The 16,522-nt window shown below is 65.9% G+C and carries 14 protein-coding genes and 2 tRNA genes; 11 read left to right on the forward strand and 5 right to left on the reverse strand.

Annotated features, from left to right (window positions below):
- Window positions 1–53: 53 nt before the first annotated feature.
- Window positions 54–1,634, forward strand: coding sequence for a glutamine-hydrolyzing GMP synthase (guaA, locus tag FHQ07_RS00730; protein WP_139714835.1), 1,581 nt, complete (start codon window positions 54–56; stop codon window positions 1,632–1,634).
- Window positions 1,635–1,745: 111 nt separating this feature from the next.
- Window positions 1,746–3,239 (forward strand): IS91-like element ISCR2 family transposase, encoded by a 1,494-nt coding sequence (locus tag FHQ07_RS00735; protein WP_001120888.1) that lies wholly within the window; start codon window positions 1,746–1,748, stop codon window positions 3,237–3,239.
- 175 nt (window positions 3,240–3,414) lie between these two features.
- Here FHQ07_RS00735 and FHQ07_RS00745 read toward each other — a convergent pair whose 3' ends face one another.
- The gene (locus tag FHQ07_RS00745; RefSeq protein WP_000251875.1) at window positions 3,415–3,717 is read right to left on the reverse strand and encodes a phosphoglucosamine mutase; all 303 of its coding nucleotides are present in this window, start codon (window positions 3,715–3,717) and stop codon (window positions 3,415–3,417) included.
- An 86-nt stretch (window positions 3,718–3,803) separates the two neighbouring features.
- Window positions 3,804–4,619: a sulfonamide-resistant dihydropteroate synthase Sul2 gene (gene sul2, locus FHQ07_RS00750; protein WP_001043260.1), complete on the reverse strand. Its 816-nt coding sequence runs from the start codon at window positions 4,617–4,619 to the stop codon at window positions 3,804–3,806.
- Between the two features lie 303 nt (window positions 4,620–4,922).
- On the opposite strand from sul2, the gene tadA reads away from it, so the two are divergent.
- The gene (gene tadA, locus FHQ07_RS00760; RefSeq protein WP_139714836.1) at window positions 4,923–5,405 is read left to right on the forward strand and encodes a tRNA adenosine(34) deaminase TadA; all 483 of its coding nucleotides are present in this window, start codon (window positions 4,923–4,925) and stop codon (window positions 5,403–5,405) included.
- Here tadA and FHQ07_RS00765 read toward each other — a convergent pair.
- On the reverse strand, window positions 5,402–5,866 hold the full coding sequence (locus tag FHQ07_RS00765; RefSeq protein WP_168191419.1) for a DUF2721 domain-containing protein: 465 nt from the start codon (window positions 5,864–5,866) through the stop codon (window positions 5,402–5,404). The two genes, tadA and FHQ07_RS00765, sit on opposite strands and share 4 nt — an antisense overlap.
- Before the next feature lie 63 nt (window positions 5,867–5,929).
- Here FHQ07_RS00765 and orn point away from each other — a divergent pair, with 63 nt between their 5' ends.
- Window positions 5,930–6,493, forward strand: a complete 564-nt coding sequence (gene orn, locus FHQ07_RS00770; RefSeq protein WP_277871800.1) for an oligoribonuclease — start codon at window positions 5,930–5,932, stop codon at window positions 6,491–6,493.
- 56 nt (window positions 6,494–6,549) lie between these two features.
- A complete protein-coding gene (locus FHQ07_RS00775; protein WP_168191420.1) occupies window positions 6,550–9,492 on the forward strand; it encodes a ligand-binding sensor domain-containing diguanylate cyclase in 2,943 nt (980 codons plus the stop codon).
- A gap of 7 nt (window positions 9,493–9,499) precedes the next feature.
- On the opposite strand, the gene cls is transcribed toward FHQ07_RS00775, so the two are convergent.
- Window positions 9,500–10,981 (reverse strand): cardiolipin synthase, encoded by a 1,482-nt coding sequence (cls, locus tag FHQ07_RS00780; RefSeq protein WP_139714839.1) that lies wholly within the window; start codon window positions 10,979–10,981, stop codon window positions 9,500–9,502.
- Between the two features lie 77 nt (window positions 10,982–11,058).
- Window positions 11,059–13,431, reverse strand: coding sequence for a phosphoenolpyruvate synthase (gene ppsA / locus FHQ07_RS00785; protein ID WP_139714840.1), 2,373 nt, complete (start codon window positions 13,429–13,431; stop codon window positions 11,059–11,061).
- An 87-nt stretch (window positions 13,432–13,518) separates the two neighbouring features.
- Between ppsA and ppsR the strand changes: the two genes are divergently transcribed.
- The 6 genes from ppsR (at window position 13,519) to FHQ07_RS00815 (ending at window position 16,513) form a co-directional block, all read left to right on the forward strand.
- Window positions 13,519–14,340, forward strand: a complete 822-nt coding sequence (gene ppsR / locus FHQ07_RS00790; RefSeq protein ID WP_139714841.1) for a posphoenolpyruvate synthetase regulatory kinase/phosphorylase PpsR — start codon at window positions 13,519–13,521, stop codon at window positions 14,338–14,340.
- Window positions 14,341–14,427: 87 nt separating this feature from the next.
- On the forward strand, window positions 14,428–14,928 hold the full coding sequence (locus FHQ07_RS00795; RefSeq protein ID WP_139714842.1) for a DUF1249 domain-containing protein: 501 nt from the start codon (window positions 14,428–14,430) through the stop codon (window positions 14,926–14,928).
- Window positions 14,929–14,972: 44 nt separating this feature from the next.
- Window positions 14,973–15,048, forward strand: a tRNA-Ala gene (locus FHQ07_RS00800).
- 36 nt (window positions 15,049–15,084) lie between these two features.
- Window positions 15,085–15,160: transfer RNA gene (locus tag FHQ07_RS00805), tRNA-Glu, on the forward strand.
- Window positions 15,161–15,293: 133 nt separating this feature from the next.
- On the forward strand, window positions 15,294–15,989 hold the full coding sequence (locus FHQ07_RS00810; RefSeq protein WP_168191421.1) for a 4'-phosphopantetheinyl transferase family protein: 696 nt from the start codon (window positions 15,294–15,296) through the stop codon (window positions 15,987–15,989).
- A gap of 131 nt (window positions 15,990–16,120) precedes the next feature.
- A complete protein-coding gene (locus FHQ07_RS00815; RefSeq protein ID WP_168191422.1) occupies window positions 16,121–16,513 on the forward strand; it encodes a DUF4124 domain-containing protein in 393 nt (130 codons plus the stop codon).
- Window positions 16,514–16,522 lie beyond the last annotated feature (9 nt).

Below are 16,522 nucleotides of genomic sequence, written 5' to 3' on the forward strand. Positions count from 1 at the left end.
ACACGGAAGGGAGACGCGAGTTTCCCTTCTTCGTTTCCAGTTGAAGAAAACACATGACCCAGCAGCCGAACACCAATATCCATTCCGACAAGATCCTGATCCTGGACTTCGGCGCGCAGTACACCCAGCTGATCGCCCGCCGCATCCGCGAGATCGGCGTGTATTGCGAAATCTGGGCCTGGGATCACGATCCGGCGGAGATCGCGGCGTTCGGCGCCAAGGGCATCATCCTGTCGGGCGGGCCGGAATCGACCACCGAAGCCGGCGCGCCGGCCGCGCCGCAGCAGGTGTTCGACAGCGGATTGCCGTTGCTCGGCATCTGCTACGGCATGCAGACGCTGGCCGCGCAACTCGGCGGTGCGACGGAAGCCGCCGACCAGCGCGAATTCGGCCACGCCGAAGTCGAGATCGTGAAGCCCGATGCATTGTTCAACGGCCTGAGCGACCACGGCGGCGCGCCGCGCATCGACGTGTGGATGAGTCATGGCGACCACGTGGCCAAGGCGCCGCCGGGCTTCGTCATCACCGCCGTCACCGATCGCATCCCGGTTGCGGCAATGTCCAACGAGGACAAGCGCTGGTACGGCGTGCAGTTCCACCCGGAAGTCACCCATACCAAGCAGGGCCAGGAGCTGCTGCGCCGTTTCGTGGTGGAGGTCTGCGGCTGCCAGACGCTGTGGACCGCGGCCAACATCATCGAGGACCAGATCGCCCGCGTGCGCGAGCAGGTCGGTTCCGATGAAGTGATCCTGGGTTTGAGCGGCGGCGTGGATTCGTCGGTCGTCGCGGCGCTGCTGCACAAGGCCATCGGCGACCAGCTGACCTGCGTGTTCGTCGATACCGGCCTGCTGCGCTTCAACGAAGGCGACCAGGTGATGGCGATGTTCGCCGAGCATATGGGCGTGAAAGTGGTGCGCGTGAATGCCGCGGATCGCTACTTCGACAAGCTCAAGGGCGTCAGCGATCCCGAAGCCAAGCGCAAGATCATCGGCAACCTGTTCATCGAGATCTTCGACGAGGAGTCGAACAAGCTCGGCAATGCCAAGTGGCTGGCGCAGGGCACCATCTATCCCGACGTGATCGAGTCGGCCGGCAGCAAGACCGGCAAGGCGCACGTGATCAAGAGCCACCACAACGTCGGCGGCCTGCCAGAAGACATGAAGCTGGGGCTGGTCGAGCCGTTGCGCGAACTGTTCAAGGACGAAGTGCGCCGGCTTGGCGTCGAGCTCGGCCTGCCGCGCGAGATGGTCTATCGCCATCCGTTCCCGGGCCCGGGGCTGGGCGTGCGCATCCTCGGCGAGGTGAAGCGCGAATACGCGGAACTGCTGGCGAAGGCCGATGCGATCTACATCGACGAGCTGCGCAAGGCCGACCTGTACGACAAGACCAGCCAGGCGTTCGCGGTGTTCCTGCCGGTGAAGTCGGTGGGGGTGGTCGGCGACGCGCGCGCCTACGAATGGGTGATCGCGCTGCGCGCGGTGGAGACCATCGACTTCATGACCGCGCACTGGGCGCACCTGCCGTACGACTTCCTCGGCACCGTATCCAACCGCATCATCAACGAGCTGCGCGGCGTGTCGCGGGTGGTCTACGACATTTCCGGCAAGCCGCCCGCGACCATCGAGTGGGAGTGACGGGCACTGGCTGGCAATGTCTAGCAACGGCAGGCATTTCGGCTGAGGGTAAAAGAACTTTCCGCTAAGCGATAGACTGTATGTAAACACAGTATTGCAAGGACGCGGAACATGCCTCATGTGGCGGCCAGGACGGCCAGCCGGGATCGGGATACTGGTCGTTACCAGAGCCACCGACCCGAGCAAACCCTTCTCTATCAGATCGTTGACGAGTATTACCCGGCATTCGCTGCGCTTATGGCAGAGCAGGGAAAGGAATTGCCGGGCTATGTGCAACGGGAATTTGAAGAATTTCTCCAATGCGGGCGGCTGGAGCATGGCTTTCTACGGGTTCGCTGCGAGTCTTGCCACGCCGAGCACCTGGTCGCTTTCAGCTGTAAGCGTCGCGGTTTCTGCCCGAGCTGTGGGGCGCGGCGGATGGCCGAAAGTGCCGCCTTGCTGGTTGATGAAGTACTGCCTGAACAACCCATGCGTCAGTGGGTGTTGAGCTTCCCGTTTCAGCTGCGTTTCCTGTTTGCCAGCCGGCCCGAGATCATGGGGTGGGTGCTGGGCATCGTTTACCGCGTCATTGCCACGCACCTGGTCAAGAAAGCGGGCCATACCCACCAAGTGGCCAAGACGGGCGCGGTCACCCTGATCCAGCGTTTTGGATCGGCGCTCAATCTGAATGTTCACTTCCACATGCTGTTTCTCGACGGTGTGTATGTCGAGCAATCCCACGGCTCAGCGCGTTTCCGCTGGGTCAAGGCGCCGACCAGCCCAGAGCTCACCCAGCTGACGCACACCATCGCCCACCGGGTGGGTCGCTATCTGGAACGGCAAGGCCTGCTGGAACGGGATGTCGAAAACAGCTATCTGGCCTCGGATGCGGTGGATGACGACCCGATGACACCCCTGCTGGGGCACTCGATCACTTACCGTATCGCTGTCGGTTCACAGGCGGGGCGAAAGGTGTTCACTTTGCAAACTCTGCCGACCAGTGGTGATCCGTTCGGTGACGGGATTGGCAAGGTAGCCGGGTCCAGCCTGCACGCCGGCGTGGCGGCCAGGGCCGATGAACGCAAGAAGCTCGAACGGCTGTGCCGGTACATCAGCCGCCCGGCGGTATCCGAGAAGCGGCTGTCGTTAACACGAGGCGGCAACGTGCGCTACCAGCTCAAGACGCCGTACCGGGACGGCACCACGCACGTCATTTTCGAACCATTGGATTTCATTGCAAGGCTGGCCGCCCTGGTACCGAAGCCCAGAGTCAACCTAACCCGCTTCCACGGGGTGTTCGCACCCAACAGTCGGCACCGGGCGTTGGTCACGCCGGCAAAACGGGGCAGGGGCAACAAGGTCAGGGTGGCTGATGAACCGGCAACACCAGCACAACGGCGAGCGTCGATGACATGGGCGCAACGGCTCAAGCGTGTTTTCAATATCGACATCGAGACCTGCAGCGGCTGCGGCGGCGCCATGAAAGTCATCGCCTGCATTGAAGACCCTATAGTGATCAAGCAGATCCTTGATCACCTGAAGCACAAAGCCGAAACCAGCGGGACCAGGGCGTTACCCGAAAGCCGGGCGCCACCGGCTGAGCTGCTCCTGGGTCTGTTTGACTGACGAGCCTGAAGGCCAACGATACCAATCAAAATGCTGCGTTCACAGCGCCGCGGCAGGGATCCGCCGTGCTGGTTGTCGGAAAAGGAGCCGCTAGTGGGAAAGAGGAGGGTAAATTTTCAGCGTTGCTGGCTCCCCGTCAGCCGGATTGGGTTGCATCGCAGGGGTGTCGAAAGAGTCAACTGCGGTCCAAAGCTGTTGGACTTGGGTGAAAAGGGCGTTTATTCTTCCTATACGTTGTCGGCAGCGGGCCAAAAAGGAATACGTCCATGCCCATCGAGGTGAAACCGGCTGTGAGCGCGGGTTCAAGCATATAGCCCGACAGGCGCGTATCCTTGCCGATCACGACACGATGGCGGTGGTCACCGCGACGAAAGACACGGCCAGCCGCCATGCCGACGCGCAAGGCGGTTTCCGCCGTCATCGCGCCTTCGTTGGCTTTGCCACGAATACCGTCTGTGCCGAAATATTTGCGCACCATAAGGTCGATTATCCTGTCGTCGGGTCGCCCTCAAAGGGGACATGCCTGCTGAACCGCGAATATAGAGAAATATCCCGAATGTGCAGTTAACGAATTCTTGCGGTTTCTTTCAGCGCCGCCAATACCGCCAGCCCGTCGCGCAAGGGGCGCGGCTCGTGTGTGCGGATGAAGTCAGCTCCACCTGCGGCGGCGGCAAGCTCTGCAGCGAGTGTCGCGGCCCCGACATCCCCCGGACCACGGCCTGTGAGCGCGCGCAGAAAGGATTTGCGCGAAACAGACAGAAGCACCGGCAAATCGAAGCGCAGCCGCAATTCATCGAACCGCGCCAGCACCGAGAGCGAGGTTTCGGGAGCAGCCCCCAGAAAAAACCCCATGCCGGGATCAAGGACAAGGCGGTTGCGTTTGATACCGGCACCCGTCAGCGCCGCGATGCGCGCGTCAAAGAACGCCGCAATGTGATCCATGATGTCGCCAGCGGGTGCCTCGCGCCGATCTGCCTGCCCGTCTTGCACCGAATGCATAACGACGAGTTTGGCAGATGATTTCGCCAATTGCGGATAGAACGCAGCGTCTGGAAAACCGCGAATATCATTGAGATAGGCCACACCACGCGACAAGGCATAGGCTTGCGTCGCGGGTTGATAACTGTCGAGCGAGACGGGAATGCCATCTGCCTTGAGCGCGTCCAGCACCGGCGCGATACGCGCGATTTCTGTGTCGGACGAAACAGGCGCGGCGTCGGGATTGCTGGATGCCGGACCGAGGTCGATCACATCTGCCCCCTCGGCCATCAGCTTACGCGCCTGCGCAATGGCTGCGTCTGGCGCCAGATACCGGCCTCCATCGGAGAAACTGTCCGAGGTTATGTTGACGATGCCGAAAATGATGAGCGATTTATTCATGGGGGCTTCTATAATAATAATAATCGAGCATGAGTCTCATACGGATGCTCGGGTCGAAAGGGAATCCCCAGGCGAGTAACCTGTTTGCGGTGATCCATTAGCTGCAGGAGCAGAAGAGCATACATCTGGAAGCAAAGCCAGGAAAGCGGCCTATGGAGCTGTGCGGCAGCGCTCAGTAGGCAATTTTTCAAAATATTGTTAAGCCTTTTCTGAGCATGGTATTTTTCATGGTATTACCAATTAGCAGGAAAATAAGCCATTGAATATAAAAGATAAAAATGTCTTGTTTACAATAGAGTGGGAATGACCGACGTCGCGGCTGACGACGAACGCTGGATGCGCCACGCCTTGGCGCTGGCCGAACGCGCGCGCGACGAGGACGACGAAATCCCGGTCGGCGCGCTGGTGGTCGATGCCGAAGGCAAGCTCGTCGGCGAGGGCTGGAACCGCAACATCGCCGAATCCGATCCGTCCGCGCATGCCGAGATCGTGGCGATGCGGCGGGCAGGCGCGGCCATCGGCAACCATCGCCTGGTGGGTTGCACGCTGTACGTGACGCTCGAACCCTGCGCGATGTGCGCGATGGCGATGGTGCATGCGCGGCTCGCACGCGTGGTGTACGGGGCGGGCGACCCCAAGACCGGCGCCGCCGGCAGCGTGTTCGACCTGCTCGCGGACCCGCGCCACAACCATCGCGTTGAGGTGGCGGGCGGCGTGCTTGCCGGCGAGGCCGGCACGATGCTGACCCAGTATTTCCGCGCCAAGCGCGCCAGGCCGGCGCGCTAGCCGCGGCGGCGGGTCAGTTCCTGGTCGAGTTCCAGGTCGAAACTGCGCACCGACAGGCTGACCTCGCGCCACATGGCGAAGCTGGCCGCGAGCAGGAACAGCACGCCGACCACCGCGGTGACGGTGGGGATCGCGCCCAGCCTGAACCCGAGGAAGGCGTCCATCGCCAGCGCCAGGCTGGTGCAGACGAAGCTCGCCAGCCCGCCGTACAGCAGGCGGCAGGCGCGCAGCACGAGGTGCGCGCGTTCGCGGTGGCGGCGGATCTGGTCGTCGCGCTCGACGCGGTCGGGCGCATCCTGCTCCCAGGCCACGATCAATGCGCGCAGGCGGTCCACCACGCGGGCCAGGCGGGCATTGGCGGAAACCAGCAGCGACGCGGTGGCGGCCATCAGCAGCGCGGGCGCCAGCATCGCGGTCAGGATGGCGTAGTGGCCGATGGCCGAAGTGGCGTTCTGGAGCATGCAGGGCCTCGCGGGCGAGCCGGTATGATGCCCGCACCCCAGCATGCACGCGAGTCCTAGCCCGTGGAACAGCCCAACGAGCGCCTGATCTGGATCGACCTGGAAATGACCGGGCTCGACACCGGCCGCGACGGCATCCTCGAGATCGCCACGGTGGTGACCGATGGCCAGCTCAACCTGCTCGCGGAAGGCCCGGAATTCGCCATCGCCCACCCCTTGTCCACGCTGGAAGCGATGGACGACTGGAACCGCAACCAGCACGGCAAGTCCGGGCTGTGGCGGCGGGTGCTGGAGGAGGGCGTGGCGCTGGCCGAGGCGGAAGCGCGCACCCTGGACTTCCTGCGGCAGTGGGTGCCGGCCAATGCCTCGCCGATGTGCGGCAATTCGATCTGCCAGGACCGGCGCTTCATGCACCGCCTGATGCCGGCGCTGGAAGCGCATTTCCATTACCGCAACCTGGACGTGAGCACGATCAAGGAACTGGCGCGGCGCTGGTCGCCTGGGGTATTGGCCGGGGTGAGCAAGGAGTCGGCGCACACCGCCTTGAGCGACGTGCGCGATTCGATCGCGGAATTGCGCCACTATCGCAAGTTCATGGGACCGCTCGCCGGCTTGCCGGCGGACTGAGGACAGGGCGGATGGAGCGGATGCGGGGGGCATCTGTGGGGAATCTGGCGCGCGCCATGGCGATGGCCGTGTTGCTGCTGTGCGTCGGCTTGCTGCCTCCGCCGGCCGGCGCCCAGGACAAGCCCTTGTCCGCGTATTTCCGCGAGACCTGGACCACCCGCCAGGGGTTGCCGCACAACCAGGTCAATGCCATCGCGCAGACCCCGGACGGTTACCTGTGGTTCGGCACCTGGGAAGGGCTGGTCCGCTACAACGGCCTGGAATTCCATGCCTTCGACCGCGGCAATACGCCGGCGCTGAAGGACAACGGGGTGCGCTCGGTGCGCGCCTCCGCCGATGGCGCGGTGGTGATCGGCACGTCGCGCGGCGGGGTGACCGTGAAGCGCGGCGAGTTCTGGCGCACCTGGATGGTCAAGGACGGCCTGGCCCAGGAAGAAATCATGGATGCCATGCTCGACCGCAAGGGCCGGTTGTGGGTGGCGACCGAGGACTCCGGCATCGACCTGGTCGACGGCGACAAGGTCGTCCACTTCAATGCCGGCAGCGGCCTGCCGAGTGGCGTCACCTACGGCCTGATGCTGGATCGCGACGACAGCATGTGGGCCGCGACCGCGGGCGGCCTGGTGCATTTCGCCGGCGGCCGCCCGGTGGTGTATGCGAAGGCATCCGGCTTGCCCGACGCGCCGGTGTTCCGCGCGATCCAGGATGCCGCCGGCACCGTGTTCGTCGGCACCGAGCGCGGCGTCTACCGTCGCGAGGGCGAGCGTTTCGTCCAGGTATCGCGCTTGCTCCCGGTCGACGGCGTGCCCAGCCTTGCGAAGGACGCCGCCGGCAACCTCTGGGTCGGCACCGTCAACAACGGCCTGCTGCGGCTGACGCAATCCGGCGTCGAGAAATTCACCAGCCTGCGCGGGCTGCCGAACAACCGCGTCGCCGCGTTGCTGATCGACCGCGAAGGCAGCGTGTGGGCGGGCACCAATGCCGGCTTGCTGCGCTTGAGCGATGCGCCGTTCAGCACCTGGAACGGCGACCAGGGCTTGAGCGACGACTACGTGCGCGCATTGGCGGAATCGCGCGACGGCTCGATGTGGATCGGCACCAGCCGCGGCCTCAACCGCTGGCGCGGCGGCAAGCTCGAAGCCAGTTACACCGCCGCCGACGGCTTGCCGAGCGATTCCGTGCTCAGCCTGCTCGAGGATCGCGATGGCAGCCTGCTGGTCGGCAGCTATACCGCCGGCCTGCTGCGCCTGCGCGCCGGCAGGGTGGTCGCGCATTACGACAACGCGCATGGAATGCCCGGCAGCAACCAGGTGCGTGCGTTGGCGCAGCAGGACGACGGCACGGTGTGGATCGGCACCACCCGCGGGCTGGTGCGGATGCGCGACGGCAAGTTCGAGCGTTTCGGCGTTGCGGAGGGCTTGCCGCGCGAATTCATCATCTCGCTGCACCTGGCGCGCGACGGCAGCCTGTGGGTCGGCACCGCCAACGGCGCGGCGCACATCGCCGACGGCCGCGTGCAGGTGGTGGACATGCGTGGCATGAACGGCGCGCAGGACGTGTTCGATTTCCACGAAGACAACGACGGCACGCTGTGGTTCGCCACCGACCGCGGCCTGCTGCGTTACCGCAACGGCCGGCTGAAGGCGCTGGGGCTGGCGCAGGGGCTGCCGATCGATACCCTGTTCGCGGTGGTGGACGACGGCATCGGCAGCCTGTGGCTGACCTCCAATCGCGGCGTGATGCGGATTGCCCGCAGCGAGGCGGAAGCGGTGCTCGACGGCAAGAAGGCCACGCTCGAACTCGATCGCTTCGGCGAAGCGGACGGGCTGGCCAGCAACCAGTGCAACGGCGCATCCGGCCCGGCGGCGCTGCGCGACAGCAGCGGGCGGATCTGGGTCGCGACCGCCGGCGGTGCGGCCGTGGTGCAGCCGCGTTCCCTGCATGCCTACAAGCGCCAGCTGCCGCCGGTGGTGATCGAACAGGCGCTGGTGAACGATGCCAGCGTGCCGCTGCAGGCCACGCTCAAGCTGCCGGCCGGAACCCGCAAGCTCGAATTCCACTATGCCAGCCTCAATTTCCTGACCCCGCGTTTCGTCCGCTACCGCTACCGCCTGGAGGGGGTGGACCGCGGCTGGATCGAACGCGGCAACCAGCGCGTCGCCCAGTACACCAACCTCGGCCCGGGGAAATACCGGTTCGAAGTGAATGCCTCGGCGCCGGGGCTGGGGCAGGGCTGGAGCCGCGACGTCACCACGCTCGACATCGAGATCGAACCGCGGCTGTGGCAGCGGACCTGGTTCCTGGCGTTGCTGGCCGCCTGCGCCGGCTTGCTGGTTGCCGGCCTGTATCGCTGGCGGCTGGGCCACCTGCGCAGCCGCGCCGCGCACCTCGAGAGCGTGGTGGAGCAGCGCACCAGCGACCTGCGCGAGCAGACCGACAAGCTGCGCGAATCCGACCATGAGAAATCCATCCTGGTCGCACGGCTGAAGGAGCAGGCCGATGCGTTCGAGCGGCAGGCGCGCGAGGATGCGCTGACCGGGCTCGGCAACCGTCGCAGCATGGACGAGGCACTGGCGCGCGCCTTCGACCAGGCGGCTCGATCCGGGCGTCCGTTGAGCTTCGCGCTGATCGACATCGACCAGTTCAAGCGGATCAACGACGGCTATTCGCACGCCGCCGGCGACCGCGCCCTGACCGAAGTCGCGCGGGTGATGCGCGAGGAACTGGGCGCGCTGGGCAAGCTGGCGCGCTGGGGCGGCGAGGAATTCGCGGTGCTGTTCGAAGGGCTCGCGCTGGAAGAGGCGCGCCGGCGTTGCGAACGGCTGCGCTGGGCGGTGGAGCGGCTGGACTGCAGCGGCTTCGCCCCGGGCTGGAAGATGTCGATCAGCGGCGGGGTGGCGGAGCGCACCGGGCTTGCCCATTACGAGCGGCTGGTCAGCCGCGCCGATGCCCTGATGTACGAAGCCAAGCGCGCCGGCCGCAACCGCATCTGCGGCTAGGGCCTGGCTACAGCAGCGGCGCCATCATCCCGATCGCGTTCTGCAGCAGGCGCTGGCGGTAGGGCCACGCCCGCACGGTGTCGAGATCGACCGGCTGGGAGACCGACATGTAGCCCAGCTGCCGCGTGCGGATGGCCTGCACGACGGCATGGTCGGCGACCAGCAGGTTGTTCTCGTAATTCAGTTCCAGGCTGCGGCGGTCCATGTTGGCCGAGCCGACCAGGGCGATCCCGCCATCGATGGTCATCGACTTGGTGTGCAGGATCCCCAACGGATATTCGAGCACGCTGACTCCGCTGCTCAGCAGGTCCGGCCAGGTGCTGCGGCAACTATTGCCGACCAGCATCGAATCGTTGCGCGCGGGGAACACGATGGTGGTCTTCACCCCGCGCCGGGGGGCGGCGCAAAGGGCCCGCAGCAGGGCTTCGTCGGGCACGAAGTAGGGCGTGGTGACCAGCAGTTCCTCGCGCGCCGCGTACATCGCCGCGACAAACATGTCCGACATCGCGTTGTGGCGGGCGGTCGGGCCGGTGCCGAACATTTGCGCGATCACGCCATCCTCGAACTGCTCCGGCGCTGGCGATGCGGTCACCATCGCTTCCAGCGCCTCGCCGGTTTCGCTGATCCAGGCGCTGAGGAACAGGTATTGCGCCTGCCGCACCACCGGGCCCTCGCAGCGCAGCAGCAGGTCGATCCACGGTGCGAACTTCGGTTTCACCCGGAATTCGGGATCCGCGCAGTTCTGGCTGCCGCAGTAGGCGATGCGGTTGTCGATCACCGCGATTTTGCGATGGTTGCGCAGGTCGACCCGGCCTACCGCCAGATGACCCAGGCGCGGCACGTCGTCGAGCATGGCGTGGACGCGCACGCCGGCATCGCGCAGTTGCTTCCAGCGCGGGCCATGCGCGAAGGCGCGCGAACCCAGGGCATCCACCATCACCCGGCACTGCACGCCGCGCTGCGCGGCCGCGCAGACGGCATCGGCCACGCGGGCGCCGTTGCGGTCGTCCAGCCAGATGTAGAAGCCGATGTGGACGCTCGCGCGGGCCTGTTCGATATCGGCGACCAGGGCATCGATGGCGGCATTCGAATCGAGTTTCGGTGCATCAGGGGGTGCCGCTGGATCGCCGAGCAGGACGATGCGGTTGCCGGCGACGGGTTTGAACCCGTTGATCGACTGGGCCAGGTCGAACACGGGCTTGGCCCGGGGCGCGAACACATCCGCCGCCACGCCGCCATCGACTGGCAGGGGCATGCGTGCCTCGGTCTCGCGCAGACGCTTGATCCGCGTGCGGCCGATGCTGGTTTCGCCCAGCAACAGATAGGCGATCACCCCGAGCAGTGGCAGGAAGGTGATCACCGCCACCCAGGCCACCCGCGAGGCAGGCGCGCGATTGGGCCGGGTGATCGCGCGTGCGATCACCAGCAGGTGCACGACGAACAGCAGCAGCGCCAGCGGCGAGTGCAGCGGGCTCAGGAAATACGCCATGGCATGTTCCGGTGCGGCATGCCGCCGAGCCTACCGGAGCCGCGAGGCGGCGCAAGCGCCGCCAGCCGCGAATGCGATCAGGCCTGCTTGGCCTTGGCCAGCTGCAGCCAGGTGTCGACCACCGTGTCGGGGTTCAGCGACACCGACTCGATCCCCTGTTCCATCAGCCACAGCGCGAGATCCGGGTGGTCGCTCGGACCCTGGCCGCAGATGCCGACGTACTTGCCCTTCGCCTTGGCCGCGGCGATCGCCATCGACAGCATCTTCTTGACCGCCGGGTCGCGTTCGTCGAACAGGCCGGCGACGATCGCGCTGTCGCGGTCCAGGCCCAGGGTGAGCTGGGTCATGTCGTTGGAACCGATGCTGAAGCCGTCGAACAGCTCCAGGAATTCATCGGCGAGCAGCGCGTTGGACGGCACCTCGCACATCATGATGACCTTCAGGCCGTTCTCGCCCTGGACCAGGCCGTTCTCGCGCAGGACGTCCAGCACCTTGCGGCCTTCGTCCAGCGTGCGCACGAACGGGATCATCACCCACAGATTGGTGAGGCCCATGTCCTCGCGCACGCGCTTGACCGCCTTGCACTCCAGCGCGAACGCGTCGCGGAAGCTCGGGTCGATGTAACGCGATGCGCCGCGGAACCCGATCATCGGGTTCTCCTCGTGCGGCTCGTACTTGCTGCCGCCAATCAGGTTGGCGTATTCGTTCGACTTGAAGTCGGACAGGCGCACGATCACCGGGTTCGGCGCCACCGAGGCGGTAATGGTGGCGATGCCTTCGGCCAGACGATCCACGTAGAACTCGACCGGGCCGGCGTAACCGGCGGTGCGCGCGTCGATCTTCGCCTTGGTCGCCGCGTCCTGCTTCGCGTATTCCAGCAATGCCTTCGGATGCACGCCGATATGGCTGGCGATGATCATCTCCAGCCGCGCCAGGCCGATGCCGGCGTTCGGCAGCATGCCGAAGTCGAAGGCGCGGTCGGGATTCGCCACGTTCATCATGATCTTCAGCGGCGCCGGCGGCATGTTGCCGAGGTCGGTGGTGGTGCGCTCGAAGGGCAGGGCGCCGGCGTAGATGAAGCCGGTATCGCCTTCGGCGCAGCTGACGGTGACCGGGTCGCCGTCCTTGATGGTGTCCAGCGCGTTGCCGGTGCCGACCACGGCGGGTACGCCGAGTTCACGCGCGATGATCGCCGCGTGGCAGGTGCGGCCGCCGCGGTTGGTGACGATGGCGGCGCTGCGCTTCATCACCGGCTCCCAGTCGGGATCGGTCATGTCGGCGACCAGCACGTCGCCGGGCTGCACGCGCTCCATGTCGGCCAGCGAACGCACCACCCGCGCGGTGCCGCTGCCGATCTTGCTGCCGATGGCGCGGCCTTCGGCCAGCACCTCGCCGCGCTGCTGCAGCGTGTAGCGCTCGATCTGCGTCGCATGCGCGCGCGACTTCACCGTCTCCGGGCGCGCCTGCAGGATGTAGAGCTTGCCGGTGTTGCCGTCCTTGCCCCATTCGATGTCCATCGGCCGGCCGTAGTGCTGCTCGATCACCAGCGACTGCTTGGCGAGTTCCTGCACGTCGGCATCGCTGATCGAGAACTTCGAACGCAGTTCGGCCGGCGTGTCTTCGGTCTTGACGCGTTCGCCGGGCACCTTCGAATACACCATCCGCAGCTGCTTGCTGCCCAGCGAGCGGCGCAGGATCGCCGGCTTGCCGGCCTTGAGCGTGGGCTTGTAGACGTAGAACTCGTCCGGGTTGACCGCGCCCTGCACGACCATCTCGCCCAGGCCGTAGCTGGCGGTGACGAAGACCACGTCGCGGAAACCGGATTCGGTGTCGAGGGTGAACAGCACGCCGGAGGCGCCGACGTCGGAGCGCACCATCAACTGCACGCCGGCGGACAGGAACACGTCCTCGTGGGCGAAGCCGTGGTGCACGCGGTAGGCGATGGCGCGATCGTTGTAGAGCGACGCAAAGACTTCCTTGACCTTGTGCACCACGTCGTCGGCGCCGGTCACGTTGAGGAAGGTTTCCTGCTGGCCGGCGAAGGACGCATCCGGCAGGTCTTCGGCGGTGGCGGAGGAGCGCACGGCCACGGCGATGTCCGGTGCACCGGCATCAGCGCACAGTTTCGCGTAGGCGGTGCGGATGTCGGCGTCGAGTTCCGGCTGCAACGGGGCGTCGATCACCCAGCCGCGGATCTCGGCGCCGGCGCGGGTCAGGGCGGGCACGTCCTCGACGTCGATGGTCGCCAGCTTGTCGTAGATGCGCTGGTGCAAGTCGTTGTGGGCGATGAAGGCCTTGAACGCGTCGGCGGTGGTGGCGAAGCCGCCGGGCACCGAGACGCCCAGACCGGACAATTCGCCGATCATCTCGCCCAGCGAGGAGTTCTTGCCGCCCACCTGGGCGAGGTCGGACAGGCGCAGGTCGTGCAGCCAGAGGACATTGCTGGTCAAGGCGGGCTCCGTGGGGCAGGGCGGCGCATGGGCGCTGGAAGTCCGTTATTTTACATCGCCCGCCTAGAGCGATGACTACGATTGCATATGGATGCCGTCCGCCCCGTGTTCTACGTCTCCGACGGTACCGGCATCACCGCCGAAACCATCGGCCACAGCCTGCTGACCCAGTTTTCCGGCAGCCGCTTCCAGACCGACCGCCTGCCGTTCGTGGACACCCCGGACCGGGCCCGCGATGCCGCGAACCGCATCCGAGCGGCGGGCGAGGCCGCGCGGACGCGCCCGATCGTGGTCACCTCGTGCGTGGACGGGTCGCTGACCGCCCTTGTGGCGGAGAGCGGGGCGCTGATGCTGGACGTGTTCGCGCCGTTCATCGAGCCGCTGGAGCGCGAGCTGGGCGAGGCCCGCCAGCAGCGGGTGGGGCAGGCGCACGGCATCGTCGATTTCGACACCTACCACCGCCGCATCAACGCGATGAACTACGCGTTGACCCACGACGACGGCATCAGCATGAACTACGACGAGGCCGACCTGATCCTGGTCGGCGTCTCCCGTGCGGGCAAGACGCCGACCTGCGTGTACCTGGCCCTGCACCACGGCATCCGCGCGGCGAACTATCCGCTGACCCCGGACGACCTCGAGGAAGAGCGATTGCCGGCGAAGTTGCGGCAGCACCGCAACAAGCTGTTCGGGCTGACCATCGACCCGATCCGCCTGCACCAGATCCGCCAGGAACGCCGGGCGAATTCGCGCTATGCGCAGCTGGACACCTGCAAGCGGGAGGTGGCCCAGGCGGAGGCGATGCTGCGCCGCGAAGGCATCGAGATGCTCAGCACTACGCATGCGTCGATCGAGGAGATTTCCAGCCGCGTCCTCGAGCATCTCGGCATCAATCGCGAGATGTATTGAGCGGGCTGCGGGAATCCCCACGCTAGGCCTGTTCCCGCGTTGCGTCAATCCTGCCGCGGCGCGGATCGCACGTGTAGGATCGATGCCATGAGCCGCGTGCTTGCCCGTCGCGTTCCGTTGCCGAAGCTGAGCCGTTTCAGCTGGCTGATGGGCCTGTATGCCGAGAATCATTCGCGCCTGCAGCGCCTGTTCGAGCCGGCGGACCTGGCCTGCGGCGCGTATGTGTCGAGCATCGGCGACGGGCTGGACCTGCGGCTGGAAGCGGTCGAACGCCATGCCTATACCGTCGAGTTGCGGATGACCTACGGGCTGGTCGATCCGCAGACCGGCCTGCACGATCCCTCCGCGAACCTGCGCCTGTACCGCGATGCGCGCCAGGTGGAAGCCACGCATTGCTATGCCGGCCGGCGCTGGCAGGACGTGATCGGCATGTTCCCGCCGCCGGAGCGGATCCTCGACCATCGCCTGCGGATGAACACCTTCCTCGGCAAATGGCTGCAGTACCTGGCCGAGCAGGGGCATGGCGTGGCGACCTTGCGGCCGGCGCCGCGAACGGAAATCGGCAAGCAAATCGAAACAGCCGCTTGACGCTTCGGAAAACGTCCCGCAGAATGCGCGTCTTTCCAGCCCGTGGGGCCATAGCTCAGCTGGGAGAGCGCCTGCATGGCATGCAGGAGGTCGGCGGTTCGATCCCGCCTGGCTCCACCACTCTTCAGATCCATCTCCTGAAAATTTTGCGGTTTTGTCCCCATCGTCTAGAGGCCTAGGACATTACCCTTTCACGGTAGCGACCGGGGTTCGAATCCCCGTGGGGACGCCACCCAAACCCGCGAAATCGAGATGCTGCAATCGAAAGCCCGGCTTGCGCCGGGCTTTTTCTTTTCGCGGCGTGGGGCAGATGGCACGATGCTCGCGAAGCACAGCCAAGGCAAATGGAGCCGATGCATAGCAGCATGAGCACGCCATCCGTCGGACGCATGCGTCTCGTGCAGTTGGACATCATCGCCGCCGAAGCGGAGGCCGCGGGCCAGTGGTGGCTGACCGACGACGAGGCCTCGCGCCTGCAGGCCATGTCCGCCCCGGCGCGCCGGCGCAGTTTCCTTGCCGGACATTGGCTGGCGCGCAGGATCGCAGCCGACTGGCTGCAGGCGGAGATGACGCGCATCGCGCTGCAGCGCCACGACGACGGACGCCCGTGCTTGCTGGTCGACGGCGCGCCGTCGCCGCTTTCGCTGAGTTTGAGCCATAGCGGCGGCTGGCTGGCCGTCGCGCTGGCGACGATGCCGGTCGGCATCGATGTCGAAGTCCCGCGCCGCCAACGCGATCTCGATGCGCTGGCGCGTTTCGCGTTCTCGCCGGAAGAGGCCGAACGCCTGCAGCGCATGCCGGAAGCGCAGCGTGCAGCGGCTTTCCACACGCTGTGGACGCTGAAGGAAGCGCGCGGCAAGCGATCCGGCGAAGGCCTGCTGCCAGCGCGCGCGCGGCGTGTCACCGCGCTGCCCAGCGATGCGTCCGCTGCCGAAGCCATGAGCTGGTCGTTCCAGGACGGCGCGCTGGCGCTCGCGATCGATGCGGGCACGGAGATCGGCATCGAAGGCGGGGAGATGCTGGGCCGCCCGCTGTTCTGGCGCTACGCCGAGGACGACTAGCGCAGGACTGCGCGCCGGTGCACGGCCGCGGATGCATGCGGGCGTTCCCGAGCCGCGGGCGCGGGGTTTCCCGACAGAAGTCGCGTCCGCTGCCATCGATAGTCGGGTTGACCCATGCCGATGGAAGCCCGATGAAATTCGCGATCCTGCTGATGATCTGCCTGTTCCCGGGACTGGCATCCGCTGCCAGCCTGTACCGCTGCGTCGGCCGTGCCGGCCAGGTGAGCTACCAGTCGGCCGCTTGCGCAACGAACCAGCGGATGGACCGCAGCATCGAATACGTGCCGGATCCGGTGTCGCCGCCGCCTATCGCGGTTTCCACCAGGACGACGAAGCCGCCAGCAACGAGAAAGCACCTTCGAGTGCGCGATGGCTCCGGCCGCCGCCGCACACCCCGGCCAAGCCCATGTTCACTGGCCAAGGCCAAACGCGTACGGCAACTGGAGCGGCTCGGCTTCAAGCGTACTTTCGACGACCTGAGCAGGATCGATGCGGCGGTGAGGGCCGTGTGCAATGGCTACTAGGGCGGCGCC

This window comes from Thermomonas aquatica (assembly GCF_006337105.1).
Classification (GTDB): domain Bacteria; phylum Pseudomonadota; class Gammaproteobacteria; order Xanthomonadales; family Xanthomonadaceae; genus Thermomonas; species Thermomonas aquatica.